General features: G+C 26.8%; 17 protein-coding genes and 1 pseudogene. 17 read left to right on the top strand and 1 reads right to left on the bottom strand.

Going from position 1 to position 20,892, the window contains the following annotated elements:
* Positions 1-157: 157 nt before the first annotated feature.
* The 8 genes from TY07_RS12060 to TY07_RS12090 all read left to right on the top strand — a co-directional run bounded on the left by TY07_RS12060 (position 158) and on the right by TY07_RS12090 (position 7,412).
* Positions 158-664 (top strand): GNAT family N-acetyltransferase, encoded by a 507-nt coding sequence (locus TY07_RS12060; protein ID WP_042400186.1) that lies wholly within the window; start codon positions 158-160, stop codon positions 662-664.
* Positions 665-1,030: 366 nt separating this feature from the next.
* Positions 1,031-1,138, top strand: coding sequence for a CarD family transcriptional regulator (locus tag TY07_RS18845; protein WP_341349578.1), 108 nt, complete (start codon positions 1,031-1,033; stop codon positions 1,136-1,138).
* Positions 1,119-1,430 carry a hypothetical protein gene (locus tag TY07_RS12065; RefSeq protein WP_242833260.1) on the top strand — a complete coding sequence of 104 codons (312 nt, stop codon included), beginning with the start codon at positions 1,119-1,121 and terminating at the stop codon, positions 1,428-1,430. Before TY07_RS18845 ends, TY07_RS12065 begins: the two co-directional genes overlap by 20 nt.
* Positions 1,431-1,693: 263 nt before the next feature.
* A complete protein-coding gene (locus tag TY07_RS12070) occupies positions 1,694-2,677 on the top strand; it encodes a LacI family DNA-binding transcriptional regulator (protein ID WP_042400188.1) in 984 nt (327 codons plus the stop codon).
* 168 nt (positions 2,678-2,845) lie between these two features.
* Positions 2,846-4,084 (top strand): MFS transporter, encoded by a 1,239-nt coding sequence (locus TY07_RS12075; protein ID WP_042400191.1) that lies wholly within the window; start codon positions 2,846-2,848, stop codon positions 4,082-4,084.
* Positions 4,085-4,102: 18 nt separating this feature from the next.
* Complete coding sequence (locus TY07_RS12080; RefSeq protein WP_042400194.1) at positions 4,103-5,581, top strand: glycoside hydrolase family 32 protein; 1,479 nt, start codon at positions 4,103-4,105, stop codon at positions 5,579-5,581.
* Between the two features lie 430 nt (positions 5,582-6,011).
* Positions 6,012-6,320 (top strand): MGMT family protein, encoded by a 309-nt coding sequence (locus tag TY07_RS12085; protein ID WP_042400197.1) that lies wholly within the window; start codon positions 6,012-6,014, stop codon positions 6,318-6,320.
* Between the two features lie 9 nt (positions 6,321-6,329).
* A complete protein-coding gene (locus TY07_RS12090; protein WP_042400200.1) occupies positions 6,330-7,412 on the top strand; it encodes an HRDC domain-containing protein in 1,083 nt (360 codons plus the stop codon).
* Between the two features lie 281 nt (positions 7,413-7,693).
* Here TY07_RS12090 and TY07_RS12095 read toward each other — a convergent pair whose 3' ends face one another.
* Positions 7,694-8,572 (bottom strand): AraC family transcriptional regulator, encoded by an 879-nt coding sequence (locus tag TY07_RS12095; protein ID WP_052330715.1) that lies wholly within the window; start codon positions 8,570-8,572, stop codon positions 7,694-7,696.
* A gap of 165 nt (positions 8,573-8,737) precedes the next feature.
* Between TY07_RS12095 and TY07_RS12100 the strand changes: the two genes are divergently transcribed.
* The 9 genes and pseudogenes from TY07_RS12100 to TY07_RS12140 all read left to right on the top strand — a co-directional run bounded on the left by TY07_RS12100 (position 8,738) and on the right by TY07_RS12140 (position 20,863).
* Complete coding sequence (locus TY07_RS12100) at positions 8,738-10,375, top strand: glycoside hydrolase family 13 protein (RefSeq protein WP_042400203.1); 1,638 nt, start codon at positions 8,738-8,740, stop codon at positions 10,373-10,375.
* Between the two features lie 114 nt (positions 10,376-10,489).
* Positions 10,490-11,926: a sucrose-specific PTS transporter subunit IIBC gene (locus TY07_RS12105; RefSeq protein ID WP_042400207.1), complete on the top strand. Its 1,437-nt coding sequence runs from the start codon at positions 10,490-10,492 to the stop codon at positions 11,924-11,926.
* A 1,491-nt stretch (positions 11,927-13,417) separates the two neighbouring features.
* Complete coding sequence (locus TY07_RS12110) at positions 13,418-16,588, top strand: DEAD/DEAH box helicase (RefSeq protein WP_042400210.1); 3,171 nt, start codon at positions 13,418-13,420, stop codon at positions 16,586-16,588.
* An 11-nt stretch (positions 16,589-16,599) separates the two neighbouring features.
* The gene (gene mutT / locus TY07_RS12115) at positions 16,600-17,004 is read left to right on the top strand and encodes an 8-oxo-dGTP diphosphatase MutT (protein WP_042400213.1); all 405 of its coding nucleotides are present in this window, start codon (positions 16,600-16,602) and stop codon (positions 17,002-17,004) included.
* A 78-nt stretch (positions 17,005-17,082) separates the two neighbouring features.
* Positions 17,083-17,457 carry a ribosomal maturation YjgA family protein gene (locus TY07_RS12120; protein WP_042400217.1) on the top strand — a complete coding sequence of 125 codons (375 nt, stop codon included), beginning with the start codon at positions 17,083-17,085 and terminating at the stop codon, positions 17,455-17,457.
* A gap of 20 nt (positions 17,458-17,477) precedes the next feature.
* Positions 17,478-17,927 carry a metallophosphoesterase family protein gene (locus TY07_RS12125; protein ID WP_042400220.1) on the top strand — a complete coding sequence of 150 codons (450 nt, stop codon included), beginning with the start codon at positions 17,478-17,480 and terminating at the stop codon, positions 17,925-17,927.
* A gap of 164 nt (positions 17,928-18,091) precedes the next feature.
* Positions 18,092-18,778: pseudogene (locus TY07_RS12130) on the top strand (manganese catalase family protein).
* An 82-nt stretch (positions 18,779-18,860) separates the two neighbouring features.
* Positions 18,861-19,562, top strand: coding sequence for a hypothetical protein (locus tag TY07_RS12135; RefSeq protein ID WP_042400222.1), 702 nt, complete (start codon positions 18,861-18,863; stop codon positions 19,560-19,562).
* A gap of 239 nt (positions 19,563-19,801) precedes the next feature.
* Entirely contained in the window at positions 19,802-20,863 is a 1,062-nt protein-coding gene (locus tag TY07_RS12140; RefSeq protein WP_042400224.1) for an AEC family transporter, read from the top strand.
* The last annotated feature ends 29 nt before the right edge of the window (positions 20,864-20,892 follow it).

Genomic DNA, 20,892 nt, shown 5'->3' on the forward strand with positions numbered 1-20,892 from the left:
AAGTTAAGATAAACACTTAAAAGATAAGTTAAACTTAAATAATTAAAGATATAGCTTTTTACTTATATTCACATTAGTAGTAATATTTATAGCAAGACTAGTCAAAAAATAATTTTTAAATTTTAAAATTAACAATAAAAGTTAAGGAGTGTAACTAGTGGAAACTATTGGTATAAAACTAAGCCGAGAAGTATATAAATCAGATGCAGAAAAAATGGCTGATTGGCTTAGCGATAAAGAAATATCAAGTAATTTAAATGAAGGAGTAAATGCAAAGGAAAATCTAATCAATATTATAAATAGAATAGATATGCCTATATTAACTCATTTATTTAATAATAATTGTAGTTTTTTTACTATTAAAAGCGCATATGAAACAATAGTTTTTTTAAGGTTAATACCAAAGAATGATGGAGTTGAGATAGTAATTGCTGTTGGAGAAAAAGAGTTGTGGGGGAAAGGTATAGGGCATAAAGCTGTGCTAGAAGCCTTAAAAAAAGCTTTTTTTGATATGAGAACAGAGAAGGTAGTTGCAAAAATAAAAAAGACAAATAAAAGATCAAGAAATTTATTTAAAGGAATTGGATTTATGGAAGTTAAAGAGTTAGAAAGAGAAATTGAATATAAAATAACTAAAGAAACTTTTTTTAAAATAGCTTCATAATATTATAAATTATAGGTATGACTTTGATGACACATATAGTAACTTCTGAATAAGTATCATTACTATGTAAATACTAATATGTGTTTATAAATATAAATATAAAACTTTTGAATACTTAAATTAATTAATGATAACGATTTAAACCATATCGAATGAGAAGATATTACCATTAGATGGGAGTGGCGAAAGCCACCTTTTTTTATAAGTAAAGAAAATGTGATACATCTAATGCTAGTAATTAAAAAGAAGATTTTATTAAGGATAGATTTTTAAATCTATACCTGAACACTAATATAAATTATATATAACATTAAAAAGTGTAGGAAAATCTACACTTTTTAATATTATTGAGGAGGATGATTTTTCATGTTTAAGATTGATGATTATATAATGTACGGTATGACAGGGGTATGTAAAGTTATAGATATAACTAATGAGAAATTTTTAAATTCCAATGCGAAAGATAATTTCTAAAGGATATATGACTTCATTAATAAATGATATGACTAATATGGAGACGTTATGGATAGATGATGAAAAAACAAGAAATAAGCAATTCAAAACAATGCTTAAAAGTGGTAAATGTGAGGATTTAATTAAATTAATATTTAATAAAAGGTATTCAAAATCTATTAGTAAAAAATTAAATAAGGCTGACAAGGAGATTATAAAAGAAGCAGAAAGATTATTAAATGAAGAGTTTGCAGTTATTTTAAATATTTCTCCTAATGAAGTAAACTCATATATATCAAGTCAAATATCTTAATAAGGTATTTTTATACTATGTTGGTATGTGTTTTGAGAATTATCTTCACCATAAAATTTACGATAGAAATATCGTGTATTTTTTAATTGTTAAAATATATTACTTTCACAACTTCATTTTATACCCAATATTATGTAAGAAAATATTTAAAAATATTATAAAGCAGGTTTTGAATAAGAGAAAATAAGAGAATTATAAATGATAAAAGAATCTGTATATGTGATATAATTTATTTAATGTTAGTAATTAAGAAGGGAAAGTATATGAAAGTTAAAATACAAGATGTAGCTAAAAAGGCAGGGGTTTCACCAACTACTGTATCAAGGGTTCTTAATAATAGAGGATATATAAGTGAGGAAACAAGGGAAAAGGTTAATAGAGCAATGAAGGAACTTAATTATGTTCCAAATGATGTTGCACGTTCATTATTTAATAAAAGAACTAATTTAATAGGATTAATTATACCTACTGTAAGTAATCCTTTTTTCGGAGAACTCACTTTTTATATAGAGACTATTTGTAATTCTATTGGATATAAAGTTTTGATTTGTAACAGTCTTAATAATATTGAAAATGAAAAAAAATATTTAGAAATGCTTATGAGAAACCAAGTTGATGGAATTATAGTTGGAACACATAATCAGGGGATATTAGATTATAAAAATGATAATTTAGCTGTTGTATCTATTGATACATATTTATCAGAAAATATACCAATCATAGGATCGGATAATTATAATGGAGGAAAGATAGCAACAGAACTTTTATTAGATAAAGGATGTAGGAATATAATTAATATAGATGGAGAAGTTAATTTAAGAACACAAGCAAGATTAAGAAAAATTGCATATGAAGATGTAATGAGGGCAAGTAATCAATTACCTATAACTTATGAAGTTATGGGGGCATTTGATAGTAAAAATCAAATTGAGATTGCAAAGCAAATCTTAAATGAACATCCAGAAGTAGATGGAATTTTTGCAACAAATGATTTATTTGCAGCAGCCTTTATAAATGAAGCTAGAAAGCGTGGCAGAAAAATACCAGAAGATATAAAAGTGGTGGGGTATGATGGAACTGAGACAAGTAGAAGCTTGTTGCCAGATTTAACAACTATAAAACAACCAATAGAGCTCATAGCAAAAACATCAATTGATGTATTGATAAAGGAAATTGAAGGAGATTTCTCCTGTAAAAAGTCTCAGATAGCACTTCCAGTATCACTTTTAAAGGGTAAAACCACATAAAATTATAAAAAATTTATATTTATGGATAACATACTAAAAGATATTAATAGGTTTTAGTATGTTATTTTTTTACAAAAAAATATATGAAACCGGTTGACATATAAAAGCGGTTGACATATAATTTATTTAACAAATAAAAATGTTTACAAAAAGAGGGGGATTTTAAAAATGTCAAAATCAAAAGTAGTGTATTTAAAATTGAGTGCTTATTTCTTTTTCTTCTTTGTAACTTGGTCAGCAAGTTATTCATTATTCTCTATTTGGCTTGGACAAGAAATAAATTTAAGTGGAGCAGATACTGGTATTGTATTTTCTGTAAACGCTATCTTTGCTTTATGCATGCAACCTTTATATGGTTATATTTCTGATAAGATAGGATTAAGAAAAAGTATACTTACATTTATAAGTGTATTATTAATTTTTGTGGGACCATTTTATATATATGTTTATGGACCTTTATTAAAATACAATACAATTTTAGGTGCAGTAGTTGGTGGAATTTATTTAGGAACAGCATTTTTAGCTGGTGTTGGAGCAATTGAATCTTATGTAGAAAAAATAGGGCGTAAGTATAATTTTGAATATGGACGTTCTAGAATGTGGGGGTCATTAGGATGGGCTGCTGCTACTTTTTTTGCTGGACAGTTATTCAATATCAATCCTAATATTAATTTTTGGATTGCATCTATTTCAGCTATCATATTATTCTTTATAATCTTATCTATATCAATAGAAATGAGTGATGAAGATTTAGAAAAAGCTCAATCTGTCAAAATAAAAGATGTGTGTTTGCTTTTCAAATTAAAAGAGTTTTGGCTTTTTATACTTTATGTAATCGGTGTAACTTGTTTCTATAATGTTTATGATCAACAATTTCCGTTATATTATTCATCTATGTTTAGTTCAAAAGAAATAGGTAATCAGATATTTGGTTACTTGAATTCATTGCAAGTATTTTTAGAAGCAGGAATGATGTTCATGGCACCATTTATAGTAAATAAAATTGGTGCTAAAAAGGGATTAATTCTTGCAGGATTGTTAATGAGCTTTAGAATTATAGGTTCAGGATTAGCAACAGAGCCAATATTAATATCATGCATGAAATTACTACATTCAGTTGAATTACCAATAATGCTCATTGCAGTATTTAAATATTTAGCAGCTAATTTTGATACTCGTTTATCTTCAATACTATATTTAGTTGGTTATCAGTTTGCTTCTCAAGTAGGTGCAACAGTATTATCACCAGTAATAGGTAGATTTTATGATACTGTAGGTTTCAGCAGTACTTATATTATAATGGGATGTATAGTTTTAGTATTTACAATAATATCAATGTTTACTTTAGCTAGTACAAAAAAAGAAAATCTAGATACGACAAAAGTAGGAAACGTAAATAGTTTATAAAGTGGAGGGAAAATAATAATGTTAGATAAAAGAATTTTAAAAGCAGAAGAAGTTTTAAAAAAGGAAAAAGAAAATGTAAATAAGGAATATAGACTTGGATATCATATTATGGCACCAGCTAATTGGATTAATGATCCTAATGGACTTATTCAATATAAAGGAGAATATCATGCGTTTTATCAACATCATCCTTATGATGAAAACTGGGGGCCTATGCATTGGGGACATGTTAAAAGTAAGGATTTAGTAAATTGGGAACATTGCCCTGTTGCATTAGCACCAGGAGATGAATTTGATAAGGGAGGGTGTTTTTCAGGAAGTGCAGTAGAGGATGATGGAAATCTTGTTTTAATTTATACAGGACATAATTATATAGATAAAGAAAAAGATATATTTTTCGAAAATCAAAATATTGCAGTAAGTAAAGATGGTGGAATTACTTTTGAAAAATATGAAAACAATCCTGTTATAGCTAAACCACCTGTAGATAGTATACATCACTTTAGGGATCCTAAAGTTTGGAAACATGAGGACAAGTGGTACATGGTTGTTGGAAATTCTACAAAGGATAATATAGGAAGAGTAATATTATATACTTCTTCAGATTTATATAAATGGGATTATGTTGGAACACTTGCAACAAGCAAAGGTGAGCTAGGGTATATGTGGGAGTGTCCTGATTTCTTTAAGCTGGGAGATAAGTATGTATTGAGTTTTTCACCACAAGGAATTGAAAAGAAAGATGGCAAATATCCTAATTTATTTCAAACTGGATATATAGTTGGAGATTATGATTATTCTAATAATAAATTTGAACATGGAACATTTAATGAATTTGATAATGGACATGATTTTTATGCTGTTCAAACATTTTTAGATGATAAAGGACGCAGAATTGCAATAGGATGGATGGATATGTGGGAATCTGATATGCCTACTAAAAAAGATGGATGGTGTGGAGCATTAACCCTTCCACGTGAATTAACATTAAGCTCTGATAATAAGATAATGATGAATCCAGTTGAGGAATTAAAAACACTAAGAGAAGAGTGTATTTTACAAGAAGAAAATATAGATGTATATGAAAATAAGAGTTATGAATTAAAAACAAATGAAAGAATGATGGAACTTAACATTACATTTGATTTATCTGAATTTGATGCAGATAAAGTTGGAGTTAAGATAAAAGGAAGTGAGGAAGAAGAATTAAGTTTAAATTATAATAAAGATATTTCAGAGTTAATTCTTGAATGCTCTAAATGTGGTAAAAATAAGGATGGGGCTAGAAAGGCTATTTTAAATAAGCAAGAAGAATTTTCATTAAGAATATTTATAGATAGATCATCAGTTGAAGTATTTGTTAATAATGGAGAGGCTACAATGACAAGTAGAATTTATCCTAAGAATAAATTTGATGAACTTGAAATTTACTCAAATGGTAATGGAGCAAAAATTAAATGCATAGAAGTATGGAAATTAAGAGATGTATGGAAATAATTTTATAATTGCTTTTATTAAAGGATGTTTATTTTAATTAAGAATTAATAGATAATGTTATAAGTAAATTTAATACAATAAAAAGAGCAACCAAGTTGATATGATCTCTTTATAGTAGACAGTTTAAATAATAAAACTGTAACTATAGAGGGAGCATATCACAAAGTAGTTGCTCTTTTATTTTACATTATAAAAATTAAATTAGTTATTAATATTATCTATTTTTATAGGATTAAAACATACTTCAAAGTCTTTACAATGGAATAGGATATACTTAGAGAATATAACATGGTAAAAGAGTTACCAGTAAGTGAACATGGTGGAGTGATGCTTTATTTATAATAATGAAATGATAGAAGAAGTAATTATTAAAAAACAGTGCAAAATATAATAATATCTTAAAGTAAGGAGTTGTATCATAGGTGAATATATGAAAAAGGTTATTAATGAACAATTAATTTATGAAATACTTTCTGTTGTAGAAGAAATCCCTGAAGGGAAAGTAGCTACATATGGACAAATTGCTAAACTTATTGGCAGAGACAAAAATGCACGTCTTGTTGGGAAGGTTCTTAGCCAGGCAGAATTTTATGGGAAATATCCATGCCATCGTGTGGTAAATTATGCTGGCAGACTAGCCCCGGGGTGGAAGGAACAACGATTTTTACTATTAGGAGAAGGTGTATCTTTTAAGGATGAGAATCATGTTGATATGAAGAAAAATCAGTGGGATTATTAGGAGTTAGGTATGGCGATATTTAAAAATTTACTAGGAATAAGGGAAATTAAATCTCCTATATTTTATAAAGAATTTAAAGAAGAAAATAGACAATTATTTGATTTAATAGAGTTAAGGGATAAAGTTAAATCAAATAAAAAAGAATATATAGAAAGGGATATAACATTTTTAAAAGCAGGAATTCAGGGAGAAAGGAATGTATATTTTGAGATTAAGAATTCCTTTATTCCTATGATATGTCTACATGATATAAGGATACAAGATGGAGATTATGTTGCGCAATTAGATTTTATACTAATAACAGCACAGTTTATTATGATTTTAGAAACTAAAAAGCTTAATGGTGATATATACGTAAATCAATCAGGAGACTTTATTAGATACATAAAAAATAGAAATGGAGAAGTTATTAAGAAAGAAGGAATTTATAGTCCTATAGCGCAAAATGGTAGGCATGTAAGAATAGTGAAGAATATGCTTATTAAAAATGGCATTATTAAGAATTTACCTGTTATATCTGGTGTAGTTATAGCTAATCCAAAGAGTATAGTTAATAAATCGAAGGCTCCAAGTAAAATTAAGTATGAAATCTTTAGATATGATCAATTGACTGATGTAATAAGTAATAAAATTAATTATTATAAGAAGGATTATAATATATTTGAGGATATAATGAAGAATATAGGTGAGTTTTTCATTAAAAATAATAAATCAATAACATTTGATTATAATAAAAAGTATTCTTTAACAGAAGAGGATTTTATTAAACAAGGTGTTGAAGAAACATTTAAGGAAAGTGTTAAAGAGGAGATTGTGGAAAGTGTTATTGAGAAAGTAGTAGAAGCTAAAATAGAAGTGGGAGTTAAAAAAGAAAAATCATATGAAGAATTGGTTGATGAATTAAAGCAGTATAGGTTAAATAAAGCAAAGGAAGAAAAAGTGAAACCGTATTTTGTTTATAATAATGAAATGATGGAAGAAATAATTAAGATGAAACCTAAAAATGAGGAAGAACTTATTGCTATTAGAGGTTTTGGACCAGTTAAAATTGAAAAATATGGACAGGATATAATAGATATAATTAAATTATAAGTTTGGATAGAAAATATTTTGAGAATGTATAATGAAATAAGGGATAGGGGTAAGGAACGCATTGACTACACCATTAAACCAATGAAAATAATTTCAGTGTATTATATAATGATTTAGAATTGGTAATAATGAACCGTATCATAAATAAGTGAGGTTTTTACTGAAATTGGATTATTAATATAGGTGAGAGCTTATTTATGATTCGCATCAACAATAAAATCCACTAAAATATAAGAAATGTTTTAGTGGATTTTTTAATTTGTAGTATAAATATATTATTGTTATAAAGATTTTCTGTATTGGGAAGGTGTACAGTTTTTATACTTTTTGAATTGCTTTACAAAATAACTAAAGTTATCTATTCCAACACTTAATGCAATATTAGAAATTGAGAGTGTTTCAGTTTGCAGAAGTTCTGTAGCTTTTTCGATTCTATAACTATTAATATATTCTACAGGTGTTTTTCCAATTACACTTTTAAAAAACCTACAAAAATATTGAACATTCATATTTGCTTCTAAAGCTAAATCTTCAATATATATTTTATCATTGTAATTTTCATGAATATAGTTAAGTATTTTTTTTATTAAATCTATCTTATAATCTTTTTTTATAGATTTAATATTTTTCTTATTTAATAACATATCTTCAGAAATTAATAGTGAAATTATCTTGTATAAAGATGATTTGATATTTAACTGCCATCCATTATTAGAAGTTTTATATATATTTATCATATCTAAAATCTCTTTAAGTATTTTTTTTTTAACTTTACTGTTTTTCGGAAGTGATGTTGGAAAACTAATTATATTATTTAATATAGGTATAATATAATTTATTTCACAATAGTCGAAATATGAACTACTTAATATTTGGGGTGAAAAAACAATAGCATGATGTAAAGATGCTTTATTATCTACTGAATTAATAAGATGTAATTGTTCTGAATTTATAAAGAAATAATCTCCAGGTTTTGCAATTATAGTAACCATATCAATATCAATTTTTAATTCACCCTTTTCTATATATATAATTTCAATTTCATTGTGCCAGTGAAAAGGGACAGAATAATTTCCTATTGAATCTAAGTGACTGTATATGTGAAAAGGAAACATAGCAGTTCCATGATTGGATTTTTCTTTTAAGTTTATATTTGCCATAAAAATAAACCTCCTTAAAAAAGTCAAAATAATGTTATTTTAGGATAAAATAGAGCAAGTTTAAAAAAAAAATAGTATGTATAATACAATTATAGATTGATATAAATGAAAATCAATATATATTTTTAGCATAAAAGAAAAAGTTATAAATAGGTAGGTGATTTTATGGAGCGCAAGTGGTGGCATGACTCAATAGTATATCAAATTTATCCACGTAGTTATATGGATAGTAATAATGATGGAATTGGAGATTTGAGAGGAATAATATCAAAGTTAGGTTATTTAAGAGATTTAGGTATAGATGTAATTTGGCTTAGTCCAGTATATAAATCTCCTAATGTAGATAATGGTTATGACATAAGCGATTACTATGACATAATGGATGAATTTGGAACAATGGATGATATGAAGGAATTAATTAATAAGGCTAAAGAATTTAATATTAAAATTCTTATGGATTTAGTTGTTAATCATACATCTGATAAACATAAGTGGTTCATTGAGGCAATAAAAGGAAAGGATAATCCTTATAGAGATTTTTATATTTGGAGAGACCCAGTAGATGGGGGTGTTCCAAATGAACTTCAATCAAATTTTGGAGGACCAGCATGGACTTATGATGAGGCATCGGGTCAATATTATTTCCATTTACATGATAAGAGACAACCAGACTTAAATTGGGAAAATCCCTTAGTAAGAGAAAAAATATATGAAATGATTAATTTTTGGTTAGAACTTGGAGTAGGTGGATTTAGATTAGATGTTATAGATTTAATAGGTAAAGATGTAGATAAACTAATAACTAAAAATGGACCTAAGTTACATGAATATTTACAAGAGATGAATAAAAGAACTTTTGGAGGATATGACTCATTAACTGTTGGAGAAACATGGGGAGCAACACCAGAAATAGCTAAGTTATATAGTTCACCAAATAGAAAAGAATTAAGTATGGTATTCCAGTTTGAAGTTATTTCATTAGATAAACAAGAAGGTAAAAGTAGATGGGATTTAGCACCTTTAGATTTCATAAAGTTTAAAGAAACTTTTAAGAAATGGCAAGTAGAATTATACGAAGAAGGTTGGAATAGTTTATTTGGAAATAATCATGATCTTCCAAGAATGGTTTCAAGGTGGGGAAATGATAAAGAATTTAGAGTTGAAAGTGCAAAAATGTTAGCTACTATGTTGCATATGCAAAAGGGGACGCCTTACATTTATCAAGGTGAAGAAATAGGAATGACTAATATAAGACTTAATTCTATAAAAGATTACAATGATATAGAAACTTTAAATGTTTATAAAGCGCGAAGAGCTTTAGGATATAGCGAGCAAGATGTTATGAATTCTATTTATGCAAAGAGTAGAGATAATGGAAGAACTCCAATGCAATGGAGCAAAGAAAAAAATGCAGGTTTTACAGAAGGAAAAGCATGGTTACATATAAATGATAATTATCGTTATATAAATGTAGAAGATTCAATTAATGATGAAAATTCAATATTAAATTATTATAAGAAACTAATAAAACTAAGAAGAGAGAATGATGTAATTAAATATGGGACTTTTGAATTGATTTTAGATAATCATAAAGAGGTATTTGCATATATAAGGAAGTATAAAAATATAGAACTTTTAGTAATATGCAATTTCTATAGTAATAATATAGAAATTGAATTACCAAATGAATATAGTGAGTATTCCTATGAAACTTTATTAACAAATTATACTGATAGTGCAAAGTTTAGCAATGTTATAAGTTTAAGACCATATGAAACAATAGTTTATAAGTTTAAAAAATAATTTTGGAGCGGCTATTGATAATACATCAATTAAAGATTTATTATCAAAGCCAATCTATAAAATAAATTTATATAATTAATGAAAACGATTTTTAAGAAAGGTGGAGAGAAAAATATGGCTACAGAGCAAAAAATAAAAACTAGCTCAAAAGAAATTTTAGACATAATTGGTGGAAAGGATAATATTATAAGTGCAGCTCACTGTGCAACCAGATTAAGATTAGTTTTAAAAGATGAAAGTATAGTTGATTTAGATAGGTTATCAGATGTTGAAATAGTAAAAGGTTATTTTTCAAATTCAGGTCAATTTCAGATAATAATTGGTAGTGGAACTGTTGATGAAGTATATAAAGAAATAATTGCTTTAGCAGGAATAACAGAATCTAGCAAAGAGGAGATTAAAAAGAAAGCAGATGAGAAATTGAATCCTCTTCAAGCATTAGTTAAGACATTATCTAATTTATTCGTTCCAATATTACCAGCATTAATTGCTAGTGGTTTATTAATGGGAATAAATAATGTGCTAACATCGCAAGATTTGTTTATTCAAGGTAAATCTATAGTAGAAGCATATCCTCAAATTGCAGATTTAGCTAGGCTAATAAATACTTTTGCAAATGCAGCATATGTATTTTTACCAATATTAATAGCATTTTCAGCTACTAAGTTATTTGGAGGAAATCCGTATTTAGGAGCAGTTATTGGAATGATAATGGTTCATCCAGATTTATTAAATGGATATAGTTATGGGGCTGCAGTTGTTGATGGAACAATTCCAACTTGGAATATATTTGGATTAAGTATAGAAAGTGTAGGTTATCAAGGTACAGTATTACCTGTAATTGCATCTTCGTATATTTTAGCTAAGATTGAAAAGCTTTTAAGAAAGGTAATTCCAGAATTCTTAGATAACTTATTAACTCCGTTATTTACAGTATTTATTACAGGACTTGCAACATTTATGGTAGTAGGACCAATAATGCGAGGCGCTGGTGAAATCATAACAAATGCTCTTATGTGGCTTTATAATACTTTGGGATTCCTTGGAGGAGCAGTATTAGGATTTATATATGCACCTCTTACAATGACTGGAATGCATCATAGTATACTTCCAGTAGAAATGCAATTATTCGCTAATATAGCAGTAACTGGAGGTTCATTTTTCTTAGCAATTGCATCTTGTAACAATGTAGCACAAGGTGCAGCGTCATTAGCATCAATTATTACATCAAAAAATAAAAAATTAAGAAGCATAGCATTAACATCAGGTATATCAGCATTATTAGGGATTACTGAACCAGCTATGTTTGGTGTTAATTTAAAGTTAAAAACACCCTTCTATTCTGCTATGATAGGTAGTGCTTTGGGTTCTGCATATTCGGTATTTACAAATGTATTAAATGTATCTCCAGGGCCAACAGGGATTATAGGTTTTGTAACAATAAGACCTCAAAATATAGTAAACTTCTTTATCTCGCTTGGAATAGCTTTTGTGGTTACATTTATATTAACATTAGTTTTATCTAAAAAAAATAAAAGTATAACTATTTAGAGAGATATTCAAGGAGAAAGAGTTAAAATATATCTACAAATTTAGTATAAAAATTAAAATTAAAAATAATAAACAAGGTGAAATACAATGGTAAAGTCTTGAAATGCAAAGATTTTTCCGTTGTATTTTATTATATTTTGAATAATACATGTTAGATTTGTGATTCTAAAAAGATTCTTTAATGGTGAGTAGAAATAAAAAATCTATTAAATATACGATAAAGATAATTTATAACGATAACACTATATTTAGTAAATAAAACAAAAGATATGTATAGAGTTGTTAAAATTATAATCATTTAGTATAAGGAAGTATGTTGGAAAATAGAATTATAGTTTTATCTGAATTAAAGCTAATTATAAATATATATTATATATAAAATAAGAGTTTTTACATATTTTCCAATGTGTAGCACACTTTTTTGAGAAGAGGAGTTTAAAATGGAAAAATTTATTTAAAAGAACAATTAAAGCAATTAAAAAAGTATAAAATTGAAGTTATTAAAAGTATACATGATACTGTTAATATACTAGAGAAAAATTATGGTATTAGGGATGTAGAGCAAGATTTAGGTGGATATGTAGTTATAGCAGAAAATATCGTAGATATCGAAATAATGAAACAAGATAAATTACAGGTTTAATACCAGAATATACCAATGTAATTAAAATACTCAATAGAGAAAATTTATATCAAGGAGCTAAAGAGAGATGAAGTAAGGTTCTGTGTCTACAAGGCCACTAGAGAGGTGATGAAACATACATTCCAAGAAGTCTTGATGTAACAGAACTAGAATTAATAGAGCTAATAAAAGAAAAAACTAAGTTAAGAGAAAGATTGAAAAAGCAAGCTAATTTAATTACACAGATTGAAGCTTTACAGTATAAATCATAATATAGTAGTCTAGAGGAAATAAAAAATGAAAACTTTACTAAATATAAAGAATATTCGTTAGTAGCTTATAATTTTGATACTATAGGTTTTGAAAAAAATTAAAGAGTATCTACTAGATGAAATAAAGCAAATAAAGGATAATGGAGAGATAACTGTAGAGACGAGTTTAAGAAGATTAGCATTAATATATGATTGAAAGAATTTTGAAAATTATTAAAAAAATAAACCTCACTTAATACTGATACGGAGAACCGTATCATAAGTAAATGTTAACTTTACTAAAGTTGTATAAGTAATTAATAGAAGATACCTTACAAAGACGGTAGATTAAAATCCATGCATAATTTTATGGGAAATATCCATACCATCGTGTGGTAAATTATGCTGGTAGACTAGAGCTAAGGGGAAGAACAACGATTTTTACTCTCAAAGGAGTGATAAGATAATAATGGTTGATAAAATATAGTGTACTGCAAAGGTGAAGCTTCGATTTTATCAAATAAATAAAAAGCTACATAAAACTGTAGCTTTTTATTATATTCAAATATGCTAAAATTAAATAATAAACTAATTTTCATTATATTGGAGGGAGCAATATTGAAAGAAGGACTCTATGAGCAAGTAATAAACAAAGAAATACTACAACAATTAGAAAACATAGAACAAGAAAACTTCATTATAGATAAAGATAAAATAGATAAAGAAGAAGCTAAAGCAATACTTTCACAATACATATCACAAGTAATAAGAAAATCCCTTAACTACATTAGAGACAAAGAAAAAGAAGATAGCGAAAAATTAATAAAACAAATACAAGCCTGTAATGACATAATTAACATATTAAGCCAAGTGTCAAATGAAGAAGATATTAAAAAATATGAAATAGATAAAAATGGAGAAATGCTTAATGCTCTATACTCAAAAATAAATAATAAAAGAGCAATTAATAACAAAGCAGCAATAAGACCAATAACTCCATTATCACAAAGTTCGCTATTTACAGGTTCAGGTCAAGAACCCAATATGTTAGGTGAATTAAATAAGGAAATACTATCATGTGATTCAATTGATTTGCTAGTTTCATTCGTAAAATGGAGTGGTATTAGATGTATAATGGACAGTCTTACAGAAGCAACTAGAGAGCAGAATAAAAAGTTAAGAATAATTACAACATCTTACATGGGAGCAACGGATGAAAAGGCTATACAAGAATTAAGTAAGTTGCCTAACACTGAAATAAAGATTTCATATGATACAAAAAGGACAAGACTTCATGCAAAGGCTTATATGTTTAAAAGAGATACAGGATTTACTACTGCATACATAGGATCATCAAATTTATCAAATGCAGCATTAACTTCAGGGTTAGAATGGAACTTAAAGGTTACAGAGCAAGATTCATTTGATATTATTAAAAAGTTTGAAGCTACTTTTGAAAGTTATTGGAATGATTCAGAATTTGTATCTTATACTGGAACAGAAGAAGATAAAAAGCAATTAAGAATTTCTTTAAAATTAGAGAAAAATTATAATGATGAAGATACGTCATTTGGATTTGATATTAGACCTTATGCATATCAAAAGGAAATATTAGAAACTCTTAAAGTTGAAAGAAAGATACATAATAAATATAGAAATTTAGTAGTTGCAGCTACTGGTGTAGGTAAAACAGTTATTTCAGCATTTGATTATAGAGATTTTTGTATAGAAAATAGGGGAAAAGCCAATAGACTTTTATTTGTGGTTCATAGAGAAGAAATATTAAAGCAAGCTAGATCAACATTTAGAGCGATATTAAAAAATAATAACTTTGGAGAATTAATGGTTGGTGGAAGAAAACCAGAAAGCTTAGATCATTTATTTGTTTCTATTCAAAGTTTAAATAGTAAAGATTTATGTGAAATAACATCAGAAGATTATTATGACTTCATAATAATAGATGAATTCCACCATGCTGCGGCACCATCTTATCAAAGGTTATTAAGTTATTATAAGCCTAAGGTATTATTAGGATTAACAGCAACACCAGAAAGAAATGATAATCAAGATATATTTAAATTTTTTGAAGATAGAATATCAGGAGAAATAAGATTACCAGAAGCTATAGATAGAAAGTTATTAAGTCCATTCCAATACTTTGCAGTATCAGATACAGTTGACTTATCAAAGCTAAAATGGCAAAGAAGAGGATATAGCATAAGTGACTTAAATAATGTTTATACTGGTAATGATAAAAGAGTTAGTGATATTTTAGTTGCTTTAAATAAATATGTTACTGATATAGATGAAGTAGTAGGTTTAGGATTTTGTGTTAGTAAAGAGCATGCTAAATTTATGGCAAACAAATTTAATGAGGCAGGAATAGAATCAATAGCATTAACTTCTGAAAGTAAAAAGGAAGAAAGAGATAATGCTAAAGAAAGGCTTGTTAAAGGAGAAATAAAGTTTATTTTTGTAGTTGATATTTATAATGAGGGTGTGGACATTCCTGAGATTAATACAATATTATTTTTAAGACCAACTGAAAGTTTAACAGTGTTCTTGCAGCAATTAGGAAGAGGATTAAGATTACATGATAAAAAAGAATGCTTAACGGTTCTTGATTTTGTAGGTCAAGCACATAAAAACTATAATTTTGAGGATAAGTTTAGGGCGTTAATAGGAAAAACAAATAAGCCTGTAAAAGATTATATTGAAAATGGATTTTTAACACTACCAAAAGGATGTTATATTCAACTAGAAAAGGAAGCAAAGGAATATATATTAAGAAATATTAAATCAGCTAGTAATACAAAAGCAAATTTGTTAAGTAAGTTAAGAAGTTTTAAAAATGATACAGATTTAGAGTTAACATTAGAAAATTTCTTAAAATATCATAACTTATCATTAGTAGATTTCTATGGTAAAACTAAAGATAGAAGTTTTTCAAGAATGTGTGTAATAGCAGAGCAAAGAGATGATTTTACAGAAGAAAATGAAGTAGAAATAACTAAAAAGTTATACAACTTGTTGTTTGTAAATTCAAGAAGGTTTATTGAATTTGTTATAGGATTAATAAAAAATAATGATGATATTTCTAATGTAGAATTTACAAATGAAGAGTCTTTAATGCTAAATATGATGTATTATATATTCTATAATGATGCACCAGAAAAGATAGGATTAACTTCAATAAAAGAAGGTATTAATAAGCTATTAAATAATAAAGTAATGATGAATGAAGCTTGTGAAATATTAAAATATAACTTTGATCATCTTAACTTTGTAGATAAGAAAGTAAACTTAGGATTTGATTGCCCTTTAGATTTACATTGTGATTATTCAACAGATGTTATTATGGCTGCCTTTGGATATTATAATGAAGAAAAGAAACCAGCCTTTAGGGAAGGAGTTAAGTACTTTGAGGATAAAGGAATTGATATATTTTTTATTACATTAAATAAAAGTGATAAGGATTTTTCACCATCAACTTTATATGAAGATTATGCAATCAATGAAAGGTTATTTCACTGGCAAACTCAAAGTAAAACTTCAACAGAAAGTGCAACGGGGAAAAGATATATTAATCATTTAAAAACAGGAAATAAGATTGCTCTTTTTGTTAGAGAATATAAAACTAGAGATGGACTTACATCACCATTTACTTATTTAGGAACTTGTGAGTATAGAAGTCATAGTGGAAATAAACCTATTAGTTTTATATGGGAACTTAATGAAGAAATTCCACCAAGTATGATTAATAAGGCAAACAAGACAATAATTATTTAGGAGAAAAACATATGAAGACAATAGAAGTAGTTGCAGCAATAATAAAAAAACAAGATAAAATATTCATTACAAGAAGAAGCTATGGAGAATTTGCAGATATGTGGGAATTTCCAGGTGGAAAAATAGAATTAGGAGAAAGTAGAGAAGAGGCATTAATTCGAGAAGTAAAAGAAGAACTTGAACTAGATATAAATAATTTAGAATATCTAACAACAGTAGATTACGATTATCCAAACTTTCACTTAACAATGCATTGTTTTATTTGTGAAATATGTGGTGGAGAGTTAGTGTTAAATGCCCATAATGATGCTAAATGGGTTTCCTTAGAAGAACTATCAACACAAAAATGGGTACCAGCAGATGTTGAAGTAGTTGAAAAGATACTAAATGATTTTAAAATTAATAAAATAGATTAAATAAGTGAGAGTTTGGTAGAAATTTCTATTAAGCTCTTATTTATTTTAGTATAATATTGGTATAAGAGAGGAAAGATTATGAGAAGAAATAGAATTTTATATTTAATTTTAACGATAATTACAATAATACTAGGTTTGTTATCAAGAAAGGTTCAGGGATTACCACAAATAATATCATCTTATTCAGGAGATGCTTTATGGGCACTTATGGTATTTTTCTTATTTTCTTTTTTATTTAACAAAAAATCTACTATATTCATTTTAGTAATATCAATAATATTTTCCTATGGAATAGAAATAAGTCAGCTTTATCATGCACCTTGGATTGATTCAATAAGAGCTACAACTTTAGGTGGGCTAATATTAGGATTTGGATTCCTATGGAGTGATTTAATTTGTTATACAGTAGGAATTGTAATTGGAGCAATAATAGATAAGATTATAAATAATTAATTATAGAGAGGAGAAGTTATATGAAATTAGGAGTTATTTCAGATACACATGGAGTATTAAGAGAAGAAGTAGTTGAACGTCTTCAAGAATGTGATTACATAATTCATGCAGGAGATATAGGGAATAAGGATATAATCGATAAATTAGAGGGTATAACAAAAACTTTTGTTGTAAGAGGAAATAATGATGACGATGAGTGGGGTCTTACTCTTCCAGAATATAGAGAAATAGAAATGGATGAAATATTAATTTATCTTGTTCATGATAAAGCAGATATTCCAAAAGATTTAAGGGAAGTAGATTTAGTTATTTATGGTCATTCACATAAGTTTAGCAATGAAAAGATTGATAATATTATATATCTAAATCCGGGTTCATGTGGAAGAAAAAGATTTTCACTACCTTTATCTATGGCAATAGTCGAAGTAAATTTAGATGATATAAGAATTGAAAAAATAGATTTAAATTAAAGTTTATTGAAATAAGAGTATACATAACAAAATATAAATTAATTAAATGATACCTAAGGTATTTGAATAAAAAAATTAATAAATTAGCATAAGATTAATGAACTAAGAAAAACTAATAAAGAACATTTAAAATAAGTTTAATATTAGTGAAAGAAGGAGAGAATATGTTTAAGCATGAGAAACATTTAATACGTGAAGTAAAGGTTGAGAAGCCTAATTAAACATATGCTAATTTAATGTAGGAGCAATTAGGTGGAGCTAATGGAGAGTTAACAGCAGCATTAACTTATTTTATTCAAAGCTTTAGAGTTGATAATAAAGAAATAAAGGATTTATTTTTAGATATTGCTGCTGAAGAATTTGGTCATGCAGAAATGGTAGCAGAAACTATTAATTTATTAAATGGTAAAGATGTAACAGCACCACCAGCACAAGTTGGAGCAGTTGAAGCAACTACTACTTCAAGATTAACACCAATGCTTGCTAATTCTTCAGGATATTTATGGACAGCTGCATATGTAAATGAAACAGGTGACTTAGCAGCAGATTTATTGACTAATATAGGTAATGAGCAAAGAACTAAAACAACTTATGAAAATCTTTATAGACAAATAAAAGATAAGTATGTTAGAGAAACTATTCAATATTTATTACAACGTGAAGAAGCACATAACACAATGTTTAGAGAAGCATTTAATAAAATGCTTGGAACAGGTTCATTAAAGGATTGGGGAGATACAAAAGATGCTAAGATTTATCTAAATTTATCTACACCAGGTCAGTATTTTGGTGATTTAAAAGATCCAAAAGCACCAGCATTTGAAGAACCAGATCCAGGTGAAAATAAGTAAACTACTACTTTATTAAAAATTTACTAATGATATACCTATTTGTGATATAATTAACATATAAATCAAAATTGGGGTATTAGTAATGAAAATTAAGATAATTAGTCTAGAAGATGAAAAAAGTATTAGTTTTAAGAATTCTTCATTAGGATTCGAAATAGTAGATAATAATAGTAAATATTATAAAGTCGAACAAGATATAGTTGAAATTTCTTATTTACTAGAAAAGGATGTAAATATTGAAAAATATAATTTGAAAAATAATTCAGATATAATTTTAATAGTAGCAAAAAGTTTTGAAGGTAAAAATATAGAAATTATAAAAAAAATAAAAAGCAAATATAATATTATAGTTGCAATTGGTGATGTAAATTTATCAGATAAATATACAAGAGATGAATTTAATAAATTAAATAATGTATTAATTGTAGCTGAATTAAAAAAAGAAAATAAAATAGATTTAAAATTATTAAGTTTAATTCTTAAAAACAAAGAAATATTTAACAAATCAAGTATTGAGAAACAAAGAAGTACTATTTTAATAGATAGCAATGAAAGTATTGGCAAAGTAGTATTATCTTTATTAGAACAGTTTAATTATATTCAAAATAATAAAGAATATAATTTATATCTATATTCAAAAGACGAGATTGGATTGCAAGAGCTAGCATATTTAGAAGATCCTATAAGAGAATATATTTATGATGAAGCCACATTGAAAATAGATACATTTACTAATGAAGATATTACTGATAAAAATTATTTTGTAGTATTTGAAGCTAAATAAATTAAATAAAGTAAGTAGTTATAGGTGAAAGTCTAGTTAATTTATACAAAAATGTATAATTAACTGGACTTTTTAATGTTTAAATAAATTAATTGTTAAATTTATAACTTAAATAACTTAAATAATTATTTAAAAAGTTAAATAAATTGTAGGAAAAAGTCGAAGCTTGTACAATAATTCTTGTGAAAGAGATTAAACATAAAAATGAATGTTAAAAAATATACAAGGAGAAAAGTTATATGTTAGAAATAATTAAAAACACATTAACAGACAATGCGATTTTAGGAGCTATATTTTCATCAGTAGCAATAATTCTTTTAGGATTTTATTTAAGAAAAAAGGAAATTTTAAATTCAAATGCTTCTAAAATGTTAACAAAGCTTGTTCTTACAATTTCATTACCTGCATTAGCATTTACATCATTTATGAAAGATATAAACGGAGAGCAGTTAAAACAAGGTATGAGTATATTAGTTTGGGGATTTGCAATTTATATTGTATTAATACCAATAACTAAAATAATGTATGCAAAAGTAAAAGGCGATAAACAAGATGTTTATAGAGTACTTACTATATTTGGTTCAACTACATTCTTTGGTACACCGATAGTTACTGCAGTATATGGTGCAGTAGGTACTATGTACTCAAACATATTTAACATTGCATATAGAGTATTTTTATATTCATATGCCTTTGTAAAAATGTCAGGCACAAAAATGGATAAAGATAATTTTAAAAAGAATATGAAAGAAATTTTCTTAAATCCAATAATAATAGCCACATTCTTAGGATTATTTATATGGTTATTCCAAGAAAAATTACCTCAAATAGCAGTAGCTACAGCAGATGGTACTACTAACTATGCATTTTTAAGAATTGACCAAACATTACCTTGGTTCTATAAACCACTTACTTATTTAAGTAGTTTAGCTTCACCACTTGCTTGGATTTCAATTGGTGCAACATTAGCGGAAGTTCCATTTAAAAAAGCAGTATCACAAAAAGATGCTTGGGGATATAGCTTAATTAAAGTATTATGTGTTCCAGCTATAAACTTTGTTTTATTATTAGCTGTTAGTAAATTAGGAATATTACCAGTTTCTTTTGAAGGAATGGCAACAACAGTAATAATGATGGCTGCACCAACAGCAACAGTTGCAGCAGCATATGCAATTAGTTATGATAGAGAATCATTATTTACATCAAACTGTTCTTTATTATCAACAGTTGTAGCAGTAGCAGCAATGCCAATACTTATAGTTATATTAGAAGTAATAAGAAACATAGGATTATTTGCATAGAATAATCAATAGAAAATATAAATACAGCA

Source organism: Clostridium saudiense, assembly GCF_000577815.1.
Classification (GTDB): domain Bacteria; phylum Bacillota; class Clostridia; order Clostridiales; family Clostridiaceae; genus Clostridium; species Clostridium saudiense.

Excerpts from the sequence above, each read along its gene's own strand:
- TY07_RS18845 (WP_341349578.1), top strand. The coding sequence starts at position 1,031 with ATGTTTAAGATTGATGATTATATAATGTACGGTATGACAGGGGTATGT.
- TY07_RS12065 (WP_242833260.1), top strand. The coding sequence starts at position 1,119 with ATGCGAAAGATAATTTCTAAAGGATATATGACTTCATTAATAAATGAT.
- TY07_RS12070 (WP_042400188.1), top strand. The coding sequence starts at position 1,694 with ATGAAAGTTAAAATACAAGATGTAGCTAAAAAGGCAGGGGTTTCACCA.
- TY07_RS12075 (WP_042400191.1), top strand. The coding sequence starts at position 2,846 with ATGTCAAAATCAAAAGTAGTGTATTTAAAATTGAGTGCTTATTTCTTT.
- TY07_RS12080 (WP_042400194.1), top strand. The coding sequence starts at position 4,103 with ATGTTAGATAAAAGAATTTTAAAAGCAGAAGAAGTTTTAAAAAAGGAA.
- TY07_RS12085 (WP_042400197.1), top strand. The coding sequence starts at position 6,012 with ATGAAAAAGGTTATTAATGAACAATTAATTTATGAAATACTTTCTGTT.
- TY07_RS12090 (WP_042400200.1), top strand. The coding sequence starts at position 6,330 with ATGGCGATATTTAAAAATTTACTAGGAATAAGGGAAATTAAATCTCCT.
- TY07_RS12095 (WP_052330715.1), bottom strand. The coding sequence starts at position 8,572 with ATGGCAAATATAAACTTAAAAGAAAAATCCAATCATGGAACTGCTATG.
- TY07_RS12100 (WP_042400203.1), top strand. The coding sequence starts at position 8,738 with ATGGAGCGCAAGTGGTGGCATGACTCAATAGTATATCAAATTTATCCA.
- TY07_RS12105 (WP_042400207.1), top strand. The coding sequence starts at position 10,490 with ATGGCTACAGAGCAAAAAATAAAAACTAGCTCAAAAGAAATTTTAGAC.
- mutT (WP_042400213.1), top strand. The coding sequence starts at position 16,600 with ATGAAGACAATAGAAGTAGTTGCAGCAATAATAAAAAAACAAGATAAA.
- TY07_RS12120 (WP_042400217.1), top strand. The coding sequence starts at position 17,083 with ATGAGAAGAAATAGAATTTTATATTTAATTTTAACGATAATTACAATA.
- TY07_RS12125 (WP_042400220.1), top strand. The coding sequence starts at position 17,478 with ATGAAATTAGGAGTTATTTCAGATACACATGGAGTATTAAGAGAAGAA.
- TY07_RS12135 (WP_042400222.1), top strand. The coding sequence starts at position 18,861 with ATGAAAATTAAGATAATTAGTCTAGAAGATGAAAAAAGTATTAGTTTT.
- TY07_RS12140 (WP_042400224.1), top strand. The coding sequence starts at position 19,802 with ATGTTAGAAATAATTAAAAACACATTAACAGACAATGCGATTTTAGGA.